Source organism: Hephaestia sp. MAHUQ-44 (assembly GCF_023806085.1).
In the GTDB taxonomy this organism is placed as follows: domain Bacteria; phylum Pseudomonadota; class Alphaproteobacteria; order Sphingomonadales; family Sphingomonadaceae; genus Sphingomonas.
In genome coordinates, this window is sequence record NZ_JAMSLX010000013.1 from 24,403 (window position 1) to 38,994 (window position 14,592).

General features: G+C 66.1%; 16 protein-coding genes. 4 read left to right on the plus strand and 12 right to left on the minus strand.

Features of this window, described 5'->3' with window-relative positions; translation table 11 throughout:
- Positions 1–80: 80 nt before the first annotated feature.
- The 8 genes from miaB to NFE57_RS13235 all read right to left on the minus strand — a co-directional run bounded on the left by miaB (position 81) and on the right by NFE57_RS13235 (position 5,684).
- Positions 81–1,388, minus strand: coding sequence for a tRNA (N6-isopentenyl adenosine(37)-C2)-methylthiotransferase MiaB (gene miaB, locus NFE57_RS13200; RefSeq protein WP_286207831.1), 1,308 nt, complete (start codon positions 1,386–1,388; stop codon positions 81–83).
- Positions 1,389–1,444: 56 nt separating this feature from the next.
- On the minus strand, positions 1,445–2,233 hold the full coding sequence (locus NFE57_RS13205) for a lysophospholipid acyltransferase family protein (protein ID WP_353653928.1): 789 nt from the start codon (positions 2,231–2,233) through the stop codon (positions 1,445–1,447).
- Complete coding sequence (locus NFE57_RS13210; protein ID WP_252136057.1) at positions 2,187–2,609, minus strand: Fur family transcriptional regulator; 423 nt, start codon at positions 2,607–2,609, stop codon at positions 2,187–2,189. The genes NFE57_RS13205 and NFE57_RS13210 overlap by 47 nt, the downstream gene beginning before the upstream one ends.
- Positions 2,610–2,778: 169 nt before the next feature.
- Positions 2,779–3,201 carry a Ros/MucR family transcriptional regulator gene (locus tag NFE57_RS13215; protein WP_252136058.1) on the minus strand — a complete coding sequence of 141 codons (423 nt, stop codon included), beginning with the start codon at positions 3,199–3,201 and terminating at the stop codon, positions 2,779–2,781.
- 108 nt (positions 3,202–3,309) lie between these two features.
- A complete protein-coding gene (gene rimI, locus NFE57_RS13220; RefSeq protein ID WP_252136059.1) occupies positions 3,310–3,786 on the minus strand; it encodes a ribosomal protein S18-alanine N-acetyltransferase in 477 nt (158 codons plus the stop codon).
- Positions 3,783–4,400, minus strand: a complete 618-nt coding sequence (gene tsaB / locus NFE57_RS13225) for a tRNA (adenosine(37)-N6)-threonylcarbamoyltransferase complex dimerization subunit type 1 TsaB (protein ID WP_252136128.1) — start codon at positions 4,398–4,400, stop codon at positions 3,783–3,785. Before tsaB ends, rimI begins: the two co-directional genes overlap by 4 nt.
- Before the next feature lie 74 nt (positions 4,401–4,474).
- The gene (locus NFE57_RS13230; protein WP_252136060.1) at positions 4,475–5,074 is read right to left on the minus strand and encodes a malonic semialdehyde reductase; all 600 of its coding nucleotides are present in this window, start codon (positions 5,072–5,074) and stop codon (positions 4,475–4,477) included.
- Positions 5,075–5,108: 34 nt separating this feature from the next.
- On the minus strand, positions 5,109–5,684 hold the full coding sequence (locus NFE57_RS13235; RefSeq protein WP_252136129.1) for a NifU family protein: 576 nt from the start codon (positions 5,682–5,684) through the stop codon (positions 5,109–5,111).
- Between the two features lie 107 nt (positions 5,685–5,791).
- Here NFE57_RS13235 and phaP point away from each other — a divergent pair, with 107 nt between their 5' ends.
- From phaP to NFE57_RS13250, 3 genes are all read left to right on the plus strand, one after another.
- A complete protein-coding gene (gene phaP / locus NFE57_RS13240) occupies positions 5,792–6,187 on the plus strand; it encodes a TIGR01841 family phasin (RefSeq protein WP_252136061.1) in 396 nt (131 codons plus the stop codon).
- A 107-nt stretch (positions 6,188–6,294) separates the two neighbouring features.
- Positions 6,295–8,274 (plus strand): CocE/NonD family hydrolase, encoded by a 1,980-nt coding sequence (locus NFE57_RS13245; RefSeq protein WP_252136062.1) that lies wholly within the window; start codon positions 6,295–6,297, stop codon positions 8,272–8,274.
- A gap of 128 nt (positions 8,275–8,402) precedes the next feature.
- Positions 8,403–8,822 (plus strand): glycine zipper 2TM domain-containing protein, encoded by a 420-nt coding sequence (locus NFE57_RS13250; protein ID WP_252136063.1) that lies wholly within the window; start codon positions 8,403–8,405, stop codon positions 8,820–8,822.
- Between the two features lie 153 nt (positions 8,823–8,975).
- Here NFE57_RS13250 and rplL read toward each other — a convergent pair whose 3' ends face one another.
- From rplL to NFE57_RS13270, 4 genes are all read right to left on the minus strand, one after another.
- Positions 8,976–9,353, minus strand: coding sequence for a 50S ribosomal protein L7/L12 (rplL, locus tag NFE57_RS13255; protein WP_252136064.1), 378 nt, complete (start codon positions 9,351–9,353; stop codon positions 8,976–8,978).
- 72 nt (positions 9,354–9,425) lie between these two features.
- Entirely contained in the window at positions 9,426–9,941 is a 516-nt protein-coding gene (gene rplJ, locus NFE57_RS13260) for a 50S ribosomal protein L10 (RefSeq protein WP_252136065.1), read from the minus strand.
- Positions 9,942–10,370: 429 nt separating this feature from the next.
- Positions 10,371–10,820, minus strand: coding sequence for a YaiI/YqxD family protein (locus NFE57_RS13265; protein ID WP_252136066.1), 450 nt, complete (start codon positions 10,818–10,820; stop codon positions 10,371–10,373).
- Complete coding sequence (locus NFE57_RS13270; protein ID WP_252136130.1) at positions 10,817–12,598, minus strand: DEAD/DEAH box helicase; 1,782 nt, start codon at positions 12,596–12,598, stop codon at positions 10,817–10,819. The genes NFE57_RS13265 and NFE57_RS13270 overlap by 4 nt, the downstream gene beginning before the upstream one ends.
- 259 nt (positions 12,599–12,857) lie before the next feature.
- Between NFE57_RS13270 and NFE57_RS13275 the strand changes: the two genes are divergently transcribed.
- On the plus strand, positions 12,858–14,567 hold the full coding sequence (locus NFE57_RS13275; RefSeq protein ID WP_252136067.1) for an SLC13 family permease: 1,710 nt from the start codon (positions 12,858–12,860) through the stop codon (positions 14,565–14,567).
- Positions 14,568–14,592: the final 25 nt, after the last annotated feature.

A 14,592-nucleotide genomic window follows, 5' to 3' on the forward strand; every position in this document is an offset into this window, starting at 1 on the left:
GATGCCGGCGGGCCGACCATGCCGAATCGGAGAAAGGGCGCGCCGCCGCCTGATCGTCGCGCCCTTCAGCGCGGCGACGATCAGGCAGCGGCGTGGCGCCGCGCGATGCCGCCGAGCGAATTGGGGCCGGCGCTGTCGAGCGTGACCTCGATCATGTCGCCGATCGCGGCGTCGGTGAGGAGATGCACCGATTGCAGCCAGGGCGATTTGCCGAGCATCTGGCCCGGCAATTTGCCTTTGCGTTCGATCAGGATCGGGCAGTGGCGCCCGAGGGTTGCCTGGTTGAACGCGAGTTGATCGCGGTTGACCGCGGCCTGAAGCGCCTGAAGGCGCTCGTCCATGATCTCCGGCGCGATCTGACCGGCCATATCGGCGGCGGGGGTGCCGGGCCGGGGCGAATATTTGAAGCTGAAGGCCTGCGCATAGCCGACCTCGCCGATCAGGCGCAGCGTGTCGTCGAAATCGGCGTCGGTTTCGCCGGGGAAGCCGACGATGAAATCGCCCGACAGCGCGATATCGGGGCGCGCGGCGCGCACCCTGTCGAGCACGCGCAGGTACGAATCGCGGCTGTGGCTGCGGTTCATCGCCTTGAGGATACGAGAACTGCCCGATTGCACCGGCAGATGGAGAAAGGGCATCAGCTTTTCGACGTCGCGGTGTGCGTCGATCAACCCCTGCGTCATGTCGTTGGGGTGGCTGGTGGTGTAACGGATGCGGTGCAGCCCCGCGATCCGATCGAGCGTGCGGATCAGATGATCGAGCCCGCGCCCGTCCTCGTCGGTCCACGCGTTGACGTTCTGCCCGAGCAGCGTGATTTCCTTCGCGCCCGCATCGACCAGCGCCTTCGCCTCGTCGACGATCGCGGCGAAGGCGCGCGATACCTCGGCGCCGCGGGTGTAGGGCACCACGCAATAGGTGCAGAATTTGTCGCAGCCTTCCTGCACCGTCAGGAACGCGCTGGGGCCGACCTTGCGCCGCGCGGGGAGCGCGCCGAATTTGGTCGCGACGGGCATGTCGGTATCGAGCGCGGGGCGGCCCGCGGCGGCCTCTGCCACGAGCCGGGGCAAATTATGATACGCCTGCGGGCCGACGACCACATCGACCGGCGCGCGCGCGAAAATCTCCTCGCCTTCGGCCTGCGCGACGCAGCCCGCGACCGCGATCATCGGATCGCCGTGCTTCCTGAGGCGGCCGATATCCGAATAGACCTTTTCGGTGGCGCGTTCGCGGATGTGGCAGGTGTTGAGCACGACGAGATCGGCCTCGGCGGCGTCGGCCGGCGTCATGCCCTGAGCCGTCATCAATTCGGCCATCCGTTCGCCGTCATAGACGTTCATCTGGCAGCCGAACGACTTGACGGCGAAGGTCTTTGGGGCGGGCTTTGACATGGGGGCGGCCTATACGCGCGTGTGGGCGCGGGGGCTAGGGTGGCGGTTAATTGTGGCTAGCCGCCGCTTGCGGGAAGCTCCATCGCTTCGACGATCCGGCGGCGCGCTTCGGCGGCGATGCCCTTGCGGTTGGTGTGATCGGCGGGGTCGAACGGGGTCAGATAGGTGACTCGCCCCTCGAAGCTGCCGCGGCGCGCGAGGATCTTGAGCGCGTTGGCGAGGCCGGGCTCGTCGCCCAGCCACGCAATGTCGTCACCCGCCGCGCCGTAATCGAGCAGCACGGGTTGCACCATTACCCTCGGCGGGGGCGGTTCGAGCACCGCGAGCAGCGCGCCTTTGAAGGGGAGCACCTCGTCGGGGCCGCTCGTCGTCCCTTCGGGGAACAGCGCGACCGGCCATGAGTGCGCGAGCGCATCGCGCAACTCGGCGACCTGGGCGGCGATCCCCATCCGGTCGGCACGCGCGACGAAGATCGTGTGGTTGAGCGTGCACAGCCAGCCGATGAGCGGCACTTGCTGCAGCTCCGCCTTGGCGACGAAGGCGGTGCCGGTGCCGCCGGCGAGCACGAGGATGTCGAGCCAGCTCGTATGGTTGGCGAGGAAGATGACGTCGCGCTTGATCGGTCGGCCGATATCGCGTCGCCGCGCCCCGCAGATGTGTCCGGCACTGCCGAGAAACCAGCGCGGCCAGCGCGAGGGCAGGCGAAACAGCCGCCACAGGCCATGCCCGGCAAGACAGACGACGAGAGCGAGGACGAGCCCCGCGACCCTGAGGCCGATCCGTAGCCGGCCGGCGAGGTTAATTTTTGCGGTCGAGCGCGACGCCGTAAAGCTCCATGCGGTGATCGACGAGGCGGAAGCCCAGCCGTTCGGCGATCTGCTTCTGGAGCTGCTCGAGCTCGGGGTCGACGAATTCGAGGACCTTGCCGGTCTCGACGTCGATCAGATGATCGTGATGCGATTCGGGCGCAGGTTCGTAGCGCGAGCGGCCGTCGCCGAAATCGTGGCGATCGAGGATGCCGGCCTCTTCGAACAGCCGCACCGTGCGATAGACGGTCGCGATCGAAATCCCCGGATCGATCGCCGCGGCGCGTTCATACACCTTTTCGACATCGGGATGGTCGTCGGCGTCAGAGAGCACGCGCGCGATGACGCGGCGCTGCTCGGTGATACGGAGGCCCTTCTCGTTGCAGAGGGCTTCAAGGTCGATCCTGCGAGGCATAGCCCCGATGTAGTGCCATATCGCGCGGGGGCCAAGACCCAGACACGCCCGATAACGCTATTAAGCGCGTTCTTCTTGCCAATTGACGGTACCAGCCCACATTCGCACGTATCGCGGCTCCGAAAATCCGGAGCCGCTTGGGGCGGGGCGTGGGCTGGCGCCGTGAAAATCAGCGCGTCTTGCGCCGCTTCGTCTTGGTGCCGAGGCCGATTTTCTTCGCGAGCGCGCGGCGCTGCTCCGCATAGCTCGGCGCGACCATCGGATAATCTGCGGGCAGATTCCACTTCTGGCGATACTGGTCGGGCGTCATCTGATAATGCGTCATCAGGTGGCGCTTGAGCATCTTGAGCTTTTTGCCGTCTTCAAGACAGACGATGAAATCGGGCTTCACCGAAGAACGGATCGAAACGGCAGGTTCCTGCTTCACCACGGGCTCTTCGGCAGGTTTGCCAAGCGCCGAGAGCGCCCCGTGGACGTTTTGAATGATCAGTGGAAGGTCGGAAACCGCGACGCTGTTGTTGCTGACGTGAGCGGCAACAATATCCGCGGTCAGCGTTATCAGTGTTTCTTCCATTTCGTTAACGGTATCCATTTCGTTCCTTTCAACCCGTATTGCGGCCGTCAAGGGGAACAGGCGCATGGGGCTCTATCGAGCGAACCCGCGCTCAGTGCAAGCGAAGTTTCGTCCTGAAATACCGAGTCAGCGCAGCATTCGCATAAACGTATGAGCGTCGAACAACTTGCCATTGTTACCACGGTAATAATCACGGCGTTCACCGATCTTCACGAATCCAGCTTGCTGATAGAGCGCGATCGCCCCGTTGTTTGACCGGACTTCGAGATGAATTTTGGCAATATGTTTTGCTTCACCATCGGCGATCGCCGCGCGAAGCAGCGCGCGGCCAATCCCGCGCCGCCGCCGCGCGGGATCGACCGCGAGCAGCAATAGCTCCGCTTCGTCCATGATCGTGCGGGTGATCGCAAAACCTGCGGGCCGGCCGTCGAGTTCGGCGATCGTCAGCGCGACGCCGGGCATCGCCATCACCCCCGCGCACTGGCTGCGCGTCCACGCCTCGCCATAGCGCGGGTCGAATGCCGCCTGCATGATCGGCTCGACGATCGCGAGATCGTCGATGCCGCCGCCGCGGAGCGTGACCTGAGTGAAGGTCGTGCTCATGCGCGCGGCGATTGCGGTACCGCGTCGGGAGGGCGGCCGTAGATCGGGGTCGGCGGCAGCGCGCGCAATTCTGGCGGCAGCAGCATCGCGTCGGCGGCGCGGGGCAGGGCGGGGCGGGCATCGGCGAGATCGCCCAGCCAGGCCGTGCCGCTGCCGATCGCGCGGCGCCCGTCGAGCAGCGCCCGCGCCGCCGCCGGGGCGCGCGACGACAGGGCCGTATCGGCGGCAAGCGGGCGCGAGAAGGACTGCATGAAGACCTCGCCATGCCCGCCCTCGAGCACGACCGCAAGCCGATCGAGCACGGGATCGCGCGCAAATTCGGTGGCTGCGAGGAGCGTGGTCGAGGCATAGCCCGCCACTGGCACCCCCCAGCCGATCGCGAGCCCGCGCGCCGCAGCGATGCCGACCCGCGTACCGGTGAAGCTCCCCGGCCCGACATCGACCAGGATGGCGGCGGCGCGTCCGCCGCCGGGCAGGTCGGCGATCATTGGCAGCAATCGTTCGGCATGACCGCGCCCGACGATCTCGTGGCGCTCGGCAACGGCGCGGCCGTCGTCGATCAGCGCAACCGAGCAGGCCGCGGTGGCAGTATCGATGACGAGGGTGAGGACCATGATCGTCATGCCAGCGAAGGCTGGCATCTCCAGTTGTCGAAAGACTCCAGCCTTCGCTGGAGTGGCGGATTGCGTCAATCGATGCGGTTGAATCGGTCGAAATCGGGCCGTGGGCTGCGGCCGAAGATCGTCGACGGATCGCCGTGGCCCAGCGTGGCGATGAAATTGGTCGTCACGTGCGGCTGATCGGCGAAAAAGGCCTTGTTCACCGCTTGCGCGTCGAACCCCGACATCGGGCCGGTATCGAGCCCGATCGCGCGCGCGGCGATCAGCAGATAGGCACCCTGAAGCGACGAATTGCGGAAGGCGTGGTCGTGGCGCATCGCGGCTTTGTCGTCGCCCGCGAACCAGCTTCTGGCGTCGGTATGCGGGAACAGAAACGGCAGATGCTCGTGGAAATGCGCGTCCATGCCGATCACGACCGCGGCGGGCGCTTTCCTGATCTTGTCGGGATTGGTGCCGGTCGCACAATCGGCGAGCTTGTCTTTCGCCGCCTGCGACAGCAACCACACGAACCGCGCGGGCTGCTGGTTGGCGGAGGTCGGGCCCATCTTGAGCAGATCGTAAATCTGCCGGATCTGCGCCTCGGTCACCGGCGCGTCGGTATAGCCGTTATAGGTGCGCGCGGTACGGAAAATCGTATCGAGCGCGGAATCGGAAAGCGTCTCGCCCATCGTCAGGTCTCTGTCGTGATTGGCAGGGAGGGGATTAGATCGAGCGGACTTCGGTGACTTCGGGCACGTAATATTTGAGCAGTTGTTCGATGCCGTTCTTCAGCGTTGCCGTCGAGGACGGGCAGCCCGAACAGGCGCCTTGCATCTGGAGAAACACCTTCCCCTTGTCGAAGCCGCGATAGATGATATCGCCGCCGTCATTGGCGACCGCGGGGCGCACGCGCGTGTTGATCAATTCCCGAATCTGATCGACGATGTCGGCATCGGCGGGATCGTCGCCATAGCTGACGTCGTCGCCGGGCACGCTGATCGCGGCAGCCGAACCCGGCTTGAACAGCGGCATATTGGCCGAAAAATGATCGAGCAGCAGCGCGAGCACATCGGGTTTGAGCTCAGGCCAGCTCACGCCTGGCGCGGCGGTGACCGACACGAAATCCTTGCCGAAGAACACGCCCGTCACGTCGCCAAGGCCGAACAGCGCCTCGGCGAGCGGCGAGGCTTCGCTTTCTTCGGGGCTCGCGAAATCGCGGGTGCCAGCCTCCATGACATTGCGGCCGGGGAGGAATTTCAGCGTCGCCGGATTCGGCGTGGTCTCGGTCTCGATCAGCATATATGCCATGTGGCTCCGGCAGCGCCGCGGATCAAGGGCGGAACCTGACCCCGGTCTCACGCGTCACCGTGCAGAGGGCTCGTAGCGAGCCCGACAGGAGGAAGATCATGGCAGAGGCGAAGAAACCCGGCGCGAAGAAATCCGGTGCAACGGGCCCCCGCGCAACGGGCAGGGCGAGCGCGACCGACCCCAGCGGCATCGCGGACAAGGTGCGTGCGGCAGGCGAGAAGATGCGCGCCTCGGGCGAACGGATCGCGGGGCACGGCAACGAACTGGGCATGAAGCTGCTCGATCAGGCCGAGCAGAACACACGCGAGGCATTCGAGGCGATGCGTCGCGCCGCCAAGGCGCACGATCTGTCCGAGGTGATGCACGTCCAGGGCGAATATCTGCGCGAACAGGGCAGTCGATCGCTGGCGCAGGCGCGCGAGATAGGCGAAATGATCGCCAATTTCGGCCGCGACGCGATCAACCGGGTCGCCGGGCGCGACGACACCAAATAGCCCGTTTTGCTTGATTTCGCTGACCGACGGGAGAAATTTTCTCAGCTATTCCTCTGCCGATCGGGTGTGATAGCAAGATGCATCACATTGATAAGAGAGGAATTGCGATGCGCATTCGGTTTTGGGAGGCGACGCTCGCTGCCGTGCTTGCCGGTGCGGGCACGGGGCTTGCGCTCGCGCAGCAGGCGCCGGCAAATACGCCGCAGGTGCCCGCCGACATCTGGCCGCCCAAGGGCGACATCCCTGAAAAATTCACGCCCCCCACCGACGCGCGCGATTATATCAAGCGCGAGGTGATGATGCCGATGCGCGACGGGGTGAAGCTGTACACCGTCATCGTCATCCCCAAGGGTGCCACCAACGCGCCGATCGTCCTCACCCGCACGCCGTATAACGCGGCGGGGCGCGCCGAGCGGATGGATTCGCCCTCGATGCTCTCGACCTTGCCGCTCGCCGACGAGGCCTTCGTCAAGGCGGGCTATATCCGCGTCTATCAGGACGTGCGCGGCAAATACGGGTCCGAAGGCGTCTATGTCGTCACGCGCCCGGTGAAGGGGCCGCTCAACCCGACCGACACCGATCATACGACCGATGCCTATGACACGATCGACTGGCTGGTGAACAAGGCCAATCTGCCGCAATCGAACGGCAAGGTCGGGATGATCGGATCGTCCTACGAAGGCTTCACCGTGGTGATGGCCTTGCTCCATCCGCACCCGGCGTTGAAGGCGGCGGTGCCCGAAAGCCCGATGATCGATGGCTGGATGGGGGACGACTGGTTCCATTACGGCGCCTTCCGGCTCGCCAATATCGGCTGGATCGGCGGCCAGACCGGCTACAAGGGGCCGGGTAAGGCGCCGCCCTCGGGTGGTTATGACGATTATGACAATTTCCGCGCGATCGGCTCGGCCGGCGCCTGGGCCAGGAAATCGGGCTACGATCAATTGCCTTTCTGGCAGCGCACCAGCGAGCACGCCGCCTATGACGAATATTGGCAAGGGCAGGCGCTCGACAAGCTGATCGCCGCCAACCCGTCCAACGTCCCCACGATCTGGGAACAGGGTCTGTGGGATCAGGAGGACATGTACGGCGCGATCACGAGCTGGGAGGCGCTCAAGGCCGCGGGGCATCTCGGCAACAACCATCTCGTCATGGGGCCGTGGCGGCACAGCCAGATCAACCGCGAGGGCAAGAGCCTTGGCCCGTTCATGTGGAATGGCGACACCGCCGCGCAATTCCGCGAGGAGATGGTGCTGCCCTTCTTCAACCAGTATCTGAACGACGGGCCCGCGGTGACGCTGCCCGCGGCGGCGATCTATAATACCGGCGAAAACCATTGGGACCGGTTCCGCGATTGGCCGCTCGCTTGCCTGCACGGCTGCGCAAACCCGCTCAAGCCGATTTACCTTCAGGCCGATGGCGGGCTTGGTTTCGATGTCGCGGCGGCGGGAGGCGACAGCTATGTCTCCGATCCCGCCAAGCCGGTGCCGCATCTGCCGCGCCCGATCAATTTCGGCGACGGGCGCTGGCCCGACTGGCTGGTGCAGGACCAGCGCAGCGTCGACGGGCGCACCGACGTGATGACTTATCAGACACCGGTGCTGACTGAGGCGGTGCGTGTCTCGGGCGCGCCGATCGCCGATCTGTTCGCCAGGACGACGGGCACCGACGGCGATTTCGTCGTCAAGGTGATCGATGTTTTCCCGGCCGAGAATGCCACCGATCCGAAGATGGGGGGGTATCAACTCGCGATCAGCCTCGACATCTTCCGCGGCCGCTATCGCAAGAGTTTTGCAAAACCCTCCGCGATTCCCGCCAATCGGGTGCAGGAATATAAATTCCGCCTGCCGACGGTGAACCATGTGTTCCAGCCGGGGCACCGGATCATGGTGCAGGTCCAGTCGAGCCTGTTTCCGCTCTACGATCGCAACCCGCAGAAATACGTGCCCAACATCTTCTTCGCCGAAAAAGGCGATTACCAGAAGGCGACGGTGACGCTGATGCGCGGCGGTGACGAGGGCAGCAAGGTGTGGTTGCCGGTGGTGCCGCTCGATCAAACGGCGGCGATGGCGCCGGCGACGCCCTGACCAACGGACGACCGTGTACGCCCGGCACGCGGCCTTGCTCTGCCTGACGCAGGGCTGAACGTTGCGTTCATGCAACCTTCTCATCCGCTCCAGCATTCAGGGCAGGTCATTTTGGAAGGAACGATGTCATGAAGAAGGCTTTGATCGCATTCGTCGCGCTGGCGGTGGCCGCGCCCGTTGCGATGCCCGCGCCGGCGGCGGCGCAGCATCACCAGCGCGATCGCCATAAGCAGCAGCGCGATTATCGCTGGCAGGGCGATCGCAACCAGAACTGGAATCCGTCCAAGAACTACAAGGCCCGCAGCAAGCGCTATGAGCGCCGTATGAACCGCAACGACCGCATCTATCGCGGCAATGACGGGCGCTATTATTGCAAGCGCGACGACGGCACGACGGGGCTCGTCATCGGTGCGGTCGCGGGCGGCGTGCTCGGCAATCTGTTCGGCGGCGACGTGGGGACGGGCAAGACGCTCGGCACCTTGCTGGGTGCCGGCGGTGGCGCGCTGCTGGGCCGCGAACTCGACCGTGGCGACATCAAGTGCCGCTGATCGGGGAGAATGTTTTTCTGTTTCAGTTGCACTGAAACAGAGGCCGCACCGGCGATCGACGAAAAAGCAAAAAGGGCGGCCCCCGCGTGGGAGCCGCCCTTTCTGTTGCTCCCGAAGCGCGGCGCGGGGCCGCGATCGGGCAAGCCTTGCGGCTTACTTGAGCTCGACGGTCGCGCCGGCGGCTTCGAGCTGGGCCTTGATCTTCTCGGCCTCGTCCTTCGAAACGCCTTCCTTGACGGCCTTCGGCGCGCCTTCGACCAGCGCCTTCGCTTCGGTCAGGCCGAGCTGCGTGATCGCGCGGACTTCCTTGATGACGTTGATCTTCTTGCCACCGTCGCCGGTGAGGATCACGTCGAACTCGGTCTGCGCTTCTTCGGCAGCGGCGCCAGCGCCACCAGCGGCAGGGCCGGCAACCGCAACCGCAGCGGCGGCCGAAACGCCCCACTTCTCTTCGAGCAGCTTGGCGAGGTCAGCAGCTTCGAGGACGGTCAGTTCCGAAAGCTGGTCGACGATCTTGTTAAGGTCAGCCATTTTAAATCTCCATGCGGGGGGAAAAGACCCCCTTGGTTCAGGTCGTTAAAGTCGATGTAAGCCTGCGATCGTTCAGGCGGCGTCCTTGTCGCCATAGGCGGCGAACACGCGCGCGAGCTTCGCTGCCGGAGCGTTCGTGAGCTGGGCCAGCTTGGTCGCGGGCGCCTGGACGAGGCCCACGATCTTGGCCCGCAGCTCGTCGAGCGACGGCAGCGCGGCGAGTGCGTTCACACCCTTGACGTCGAGGATCGTCGCCCCCATCGCCCCGCCGACGATTTCCAACTTGTCGTTGGTCTTCGCGAAATCGGCGACCACCTTGGCGGCGGCAACCGGATCGGCAGAGGTGGCAAGGCCGATCGGGCCGGTCAGCAGGTCGCTGATCCCGACATAATCGGTGTCCTTGAGCGCGATCTTGGCAAGCTTGTTCTTCGAGACCTTATAGGTCGCGCCAGCTTCACGCATCTTGTTACGAAGCTCGGTCGATTGCCCGACGGTGAGCCCGAGATTGCGGGTGACAACCACCACGCCGACCTCGTTGAAGGTGCGGTTCAGCTCGGCAACGGCCTCGGTCTTTTGAGCACGATCCATGCCATTCTCCACGTTTGGACATCCCGAAGGATGCCCGGTTACACGCCGGGCGAGGGCGAACCCGCACCCGGTTTTGTCCTGGCGATGGGGAAGGGCGCCGCATCGCTGCGGCAGATCGGCGCTTGAGCGACCGAACCGAAATCCATTTCCCCGTCTCGGCGGGAGATTAAGGGCCGAGGCCCACCCGCTGTCTCGGACGGCGACCGGGCCGAAGCCCGATCAAGCGCCGCGCTCTAGCGTGTCTGGCGCGAGAGTCAATTGCCGGGGGGGCGTGGGCCGCCGCCGCTTCCGAAACCGCGAACCAGTAGCGCTGATCCTGCCCCGTTCGCCCTGAGCTTGTCGAAGGGCCGTTCTTTGTCTCGACGCCGCCGCAAGAAGGGCGGTGCTTCGACAAGCTCAGCACGAACGGGCCATGGGGGGTAATCGTTCTTAGCGCTTGAGCCGCACCAGCGCGGTATCGAGCGCTTGCAGGAAGCGCGAGCGATCGGCCTTGGTGAAGGGCGCGGGGCCGCCGATCACGTCGCCGCCTGCGCGCAGATCGGCCATGATCGCGCGGGTCGCGATCGCGCTGCCGATCGAATTGGCGGTGAAGGGCTTGCCGGTCGGCGCGATCACGGTGGCACCCGCCTTCAAACACCGATCGGCGAGCAGGATGTCGGCGGTGACGACGATCGCGGTGGCATCGCTGCGCTCGGCGATCCAGTCGTCCGCCGCGTCGAACGCGTCGCCCACCACCACGCCGGCGATCAGCGGATGATCGGGCACGCGCAGGCGGCTGTTGCTGATGATCGACACGGGCACGCCGTGGCGCCACGCCACTTTGTAGATCTCGTCCTTGACCGGGCAGGCATCGGCATCGACGAGGATGCGCAGGCTCATTTGCGAGGACCGCCCCGATGTCCAGGGCCGCGATCGGCGGGTTTGCGGAACGGCTTGCCGCCCCGGCCGGGGCCGCCCGGACCGGCACCGTTCGGACGCGCCCGATATGGCGCCGCGCCGCTATGTGGTCGCGGACCGTGGGCGCGATGGGAGCGCGGGCTTTCGTGCGGGCCGGTTTCCGATGGCGCGATATGGATCGGCGCGTCGCCGTCTTCGGAGCCGATCGTCCGGGCGATCGCGGCGTTGAACTTGCCGGCGACCCCGCGCGGAATCTGGAAATAGGTCTCGTTTGCGTCGATCCGGATCGCCCCGACCTCGTTCTTGGTGATGTGTCCGCGACGGCACAGCAGCGGCAGCAGCCAGCGCGGATCGGCATTCTGGCGGCGGCCGATATCCATGCGGAACCACACCGTATCGTCGAACCCCGGGCGGTGGCGTTCCGCTTGCGCGGCGCGGCGAGCATCGGGGCTGTTGCCGATCAATTCTTCGGGGTGCGGCATCTGGGCGCGGTGCGCGCGCACCAGCGCGGCAGCGATGTCGGCGGCCGGGCGCTCGGCCATCAACCGCTCGGCGAGTGCGCGATCCTCGTCGTCGAAGGTCGCGGGTTCGAGCAGCGTTGCGATCAGGCGTTCGCGGTCCTGCTTGCGGATCGCCTCGGGGGTCGGGGCCTCGATCCACTCGGCGTTGACCTTTGCCGCGCGCAGCAGCGATTCGACGCGCCGGCGCCGCTGATAGGGGACGACGAGCACCGCCGTCCCCTTCTTGCCCGCGCGCCCGGTGCGGCCCGAGCGATGTTGCAGCGCTTCGGGATCGCGCGGGATTTCGACATGGATGACGAGCCCGAGGCTGGGCAGATCGATGCCGCGCGCGGCGACATCGGTGGCAACGCAAATCCGTGCGCGCCGATCGCGCAGCGCCTGGAGCGCGTGGTTGCGTTCGGATTGCGAATGTTCGCCCGACAGCGCGACGGCGGAGAAGCCGCGTTCCTGCAAGGTCGCGTGGAAGCGGCGGACGTTGTCGCGCGTCGCGCAGAACAGCAGCGCGGTTTCGGCTTCGTGGAAGCGCAGCAGGTTGATCACCGCGGCTTCGGTTTCGGACGGTGAAATCGTGACCGCCTGATAGGTGATGTCGCCATGCCCGCGCTCGTCGCTGACGGTCGAGATGCGCAGCGCGTCGCGCTGATAGCGTTTGGCGAGCGCGACGATCGGGCGCGGCATCGTCGCGGAGAACAGCAAGGTGCGGCGCCCGTCGGGGGTGGCATCGAGGATCTGCTCGAGATCCTCGCGGAAGCCCATGTCGAGCATCTCATCGGCTTCGTCGAGCACGGCGGCCTTGAGCGCCGACAGATCGAGCGCGCCGCGTTCGAGATGGTCGCGCAGCCGCCCCGGCGTGCCGACGACGACATGCGCGCCGCCGCGCAGCGACCGGCGTTCCTTCGAGGCGTCCATCCCGCCGACGCAGGTCGCGATCCGCGCGCCGGCCTTGCCGTACAGCCAGGCGAGTTCGCGGCTGACCTGAAGCGCCAGTTCGCGCGTCGGCGCGATCACCAGCGCGCGGGGGCTGTCCGCCGGGATCAGCGTGCCGTCGGCGTCGAGCAGATCGGTGGCAAGTGCGAGGCCGAACGCCACGGTCTTGCCCGACCCCGTCTGCGCGGAGACGACGAGATCACGCCCCGGTGCGTCGGGGGTGAGGACAGCCGCCTGGACGGGGGTGGGGGCGGCGTAACCGCGCTCGGTGAGCGCGTCGACAAGGATGGGGGCGAGATCGGAAAAGGGCATGGGACTCACGGGATTGGCCAGCCGCAGCGGCGACAGGCGGAACATTGGTCGGTTAGCGTTGCTGCCCACTCGCGGTGAGGGCACGGGCCGGGTTCGGCCTCGCGCGCTTTGCTCGCGGGTTTCGATGGCCGCCTATAATGCGGCCGTCGGACGGGACGCCATTTTTCCCCAATGCTTCTGAATCGACCGTTCGCGGTTCTTGGTCATCGCACGCTTAGCCGATAAGCATCTGGATCAAAGGCGGGCGGATAGTTGGTTCATGACGATCGATCAAGTCGCCATCATTGTTCTGCTGGTCGCGATGTTCATTGCCTATGCGCTCGACCGGTTTCGGATCGAACTGGTGGCGTTGGTCGGATTGGCGGCCGCATTCGCGCTCGGGCTGGTGCCTGCAATCGCCTTGTTCGACGGCTTTTCGAGCCCGGCGGTGGTCACCGTCGTCGAAATTCTGCTGATCGTTTCGGTGCTGGCACGGACCCGCGCGGTGGAATCGTTCGCGCGGCTGATCGTCGAACGGGCAGGCGGCGAACGCACCGCGCTGGCGGTGTTATGTGCAGCGGCGGCGTTCGTTTCAGTGTTCATGAATAATATCGGCGCGCTCGCGCTGATCTTCCCGGTGGCGCTGTCGGTGTGCACGCGGCTGGGGATCGCGCCCGCGCGGATGCTGATGCCGCTGTCGTTCGCGACGCTGATGGGCGGGATGTGCTCGCTCACCGGCACGCCCGCCAATCTGATCGTCAACGATTGGAAAGTGGCGCAGACCGGGGGTGGATTCGATTATTTCGCGCTCGGATCGGTCGGGGTGCCGATCGTGGTGCTGGGGATCGGCTGGATGGTCCTTGTCGCGCCGCGCCTGTTTCGCCGGTTCGAGCCTGATGCGACCGCGCCGCTCGGGGCGCCGGCTGCGTTCGTCACCGAACTGCGCGCGGCGGCCGGCTCGGGGTTGATCGGCCTGTCGGCGGCCGCGATCGAGCGCGACCATGCGGTGACGCTGCACGGCATCGTCCGCGACGGGCGCCACGTGTTCGCGCGCCGCGATGCGATGGTCGTCGCGCCGCAGGACGTGCTGCTGATCGAGGCGGGGATCGACGCGCTTGACGCGATCGACCGCCCGACCGGGCCGGGCGAGCGGATCGAGGTGGTCGTTACCCCCGACAGCTATCTGGTCGGATCGCGGATCGGCGCGCTCGACACGCTGGCCGAGCGCGGGGTGCGCGTGATCGGCATCGCCAGCCGGCGGCGGCGGATCGAGGGCGGGTTCGGCGATCTCCAGATCGGCCTGGGCGACGTGCTGCTGCTCGCGGGCGATCGCGAGGCGTTGCGCGAGGCGATCGTCGAGGCGGGGCTGCTCGCGCTGATGCCGCAAGCCCCGGCGGCGGCGCGGCCCGACGCGTTCCTGTCGGTGGCGGTGTTCGCGATCGGGGTGGTGGCAACCGCACTCGGGCTGGTGCCGCCCGAAATCGCGTTCGGCGGCGTCGTGCTGGCGATGGCGCTGACCGGATCGTTGCGGTTGCGCAGCGGGTTGCAGGACATCAACTGGACGATCGTGATCCTGCTCGCGTGCATGATCCCGCTGGGCATGGCGGTCGAGCAGACCGGCGCGGCGCGCGTCATCGCCGATGCGATCGTCGGGCATCTGCCGACGACCGAGCCGATCGTCGTCGTCGCCGCGACGCTGGGGCTGGCGGCGCTGCTCACGCCGTTTGTCGACAACGTCTCGGTCGCGGCAGTACTGAGCCCGGTCGCCGCCGGGGTCGCGACGCGATCGGGGATGCCGATCGAGCCGTTGCTGGTGGCGGTGGCGATCGGGGCGTCGCTCGACTTCCTGACGCCGTTCGGCCACCACAACAATGCCGTGGTGATGGGCGCGGCCGGCTATCGCTTTCGCGATTTTCCCAGGCTGGGGCTGCCCTTGCTGGCGGGGAGCCTGATCGTGGCGTTGCTGGCGATCCGATTGTTCTGGATATGACAGTACGACGAAACCTTGCTATATA

Coding starts and splice junctions, on each gene's coding strand:
- miaB (WP_286207831.1), bottom strand. CDS start 1,388: ATGTCAAAGCCCGCCCCAAAGACCTTCGCCGTCAAGTCGTTCGGCTGC.
- NFE57_RS13210 (WP_252136057.1), bottom strand. CDS start 2,609: ATGCCTCGCAGGATCGACCTTGAAGCCCTCTGCAACGAGAAGGGCCTC.
- NFE57_RS13215 (WP_252136058.1), bottom strand. CDS start 3,201: ATGGATACCGTTAACGAAATGGAAGAAACACTGATAACGCTGACCGCG.
- rimI (WP_252136059.1), bottom strand. CDS start 3,786: ATGAGCACGACCTTCACTCAGGTCACGCTCCGCGGCGGCGGCATCGAC.
- tsaB (WP_252136128.1), bottom strand. CDS start 4,400: ATGGTCCTCACCCTCGTCATCGATACTGCCACCGCGGCCTGCTCGGTT.
- NFE57_RS13230 (WP_252136060.1), bottom strand. CDS start 5,074: ATGGGCGAGACGCTTTCCGATTCCGCGCTCGATACGATTTTCCGTACC.
- NFE57_RS13235 (WP_252136129.1), bottom strand. CDS start 5,684: ATGCTGATCGAGACCGAGACCACGCCGAATCCGGCGACGCTGAAATTC.
- phaP (WP_252136061.1), top strand. CDS start 5,792: ATGGCAGAGGCGAAGAAACCCGGCGCGAAGAAATCCGGTGCAACGGGC.
- NFE57_RS13245 (WP_252136062.1), top strand. CDS start 6,295: ATGCGCATTCGGTTTTGGGAGGCGACGCTCGCTGCCGTGCTTGCCGGT.
- NFE57_RS13250 (WP_252136063.1), top strand. CDS start 8,403: ATGAAGAAGGCTTTGATCGCATTCGTCGCGCTGGCGGTGGCCGCGCCC.
- rplL (WP_252136064.1), bottom strand. CDS start 9,353: ATGGCTGACCTTAACAAGATCGTCGACCAGCTTTCGGAACTGACCGTC.
- rplJ (WP_252136065.1), bottom strand. CDS start 9,941: ATGGATCGTGCTCAAAAGACCGAGGCCGTTGCCGAGCTGAACCGCACC.
- NFE57_RS13265 (WP_252136066.1), bottom strand. CDS start 10,820: ATGAGCCTGCGCATCCTCGTCGATGCCGATGCCTGCCCGGTCAAGGAC.
- NFE57_RS13270 (WP_252136130.1), bottom strand. CDS start 12,598: ATGCCCTTTTCCGATCTCGCCCCCATCCTTGTCGACGCGCTCACCGAG.
- NFE57_RS13275 (WP_252136067.1), top strand. CDS start 12,858: ATGACGATCGATCAAGTCGCCATCATTGTTCTGCTGGTCGCGATGTTC.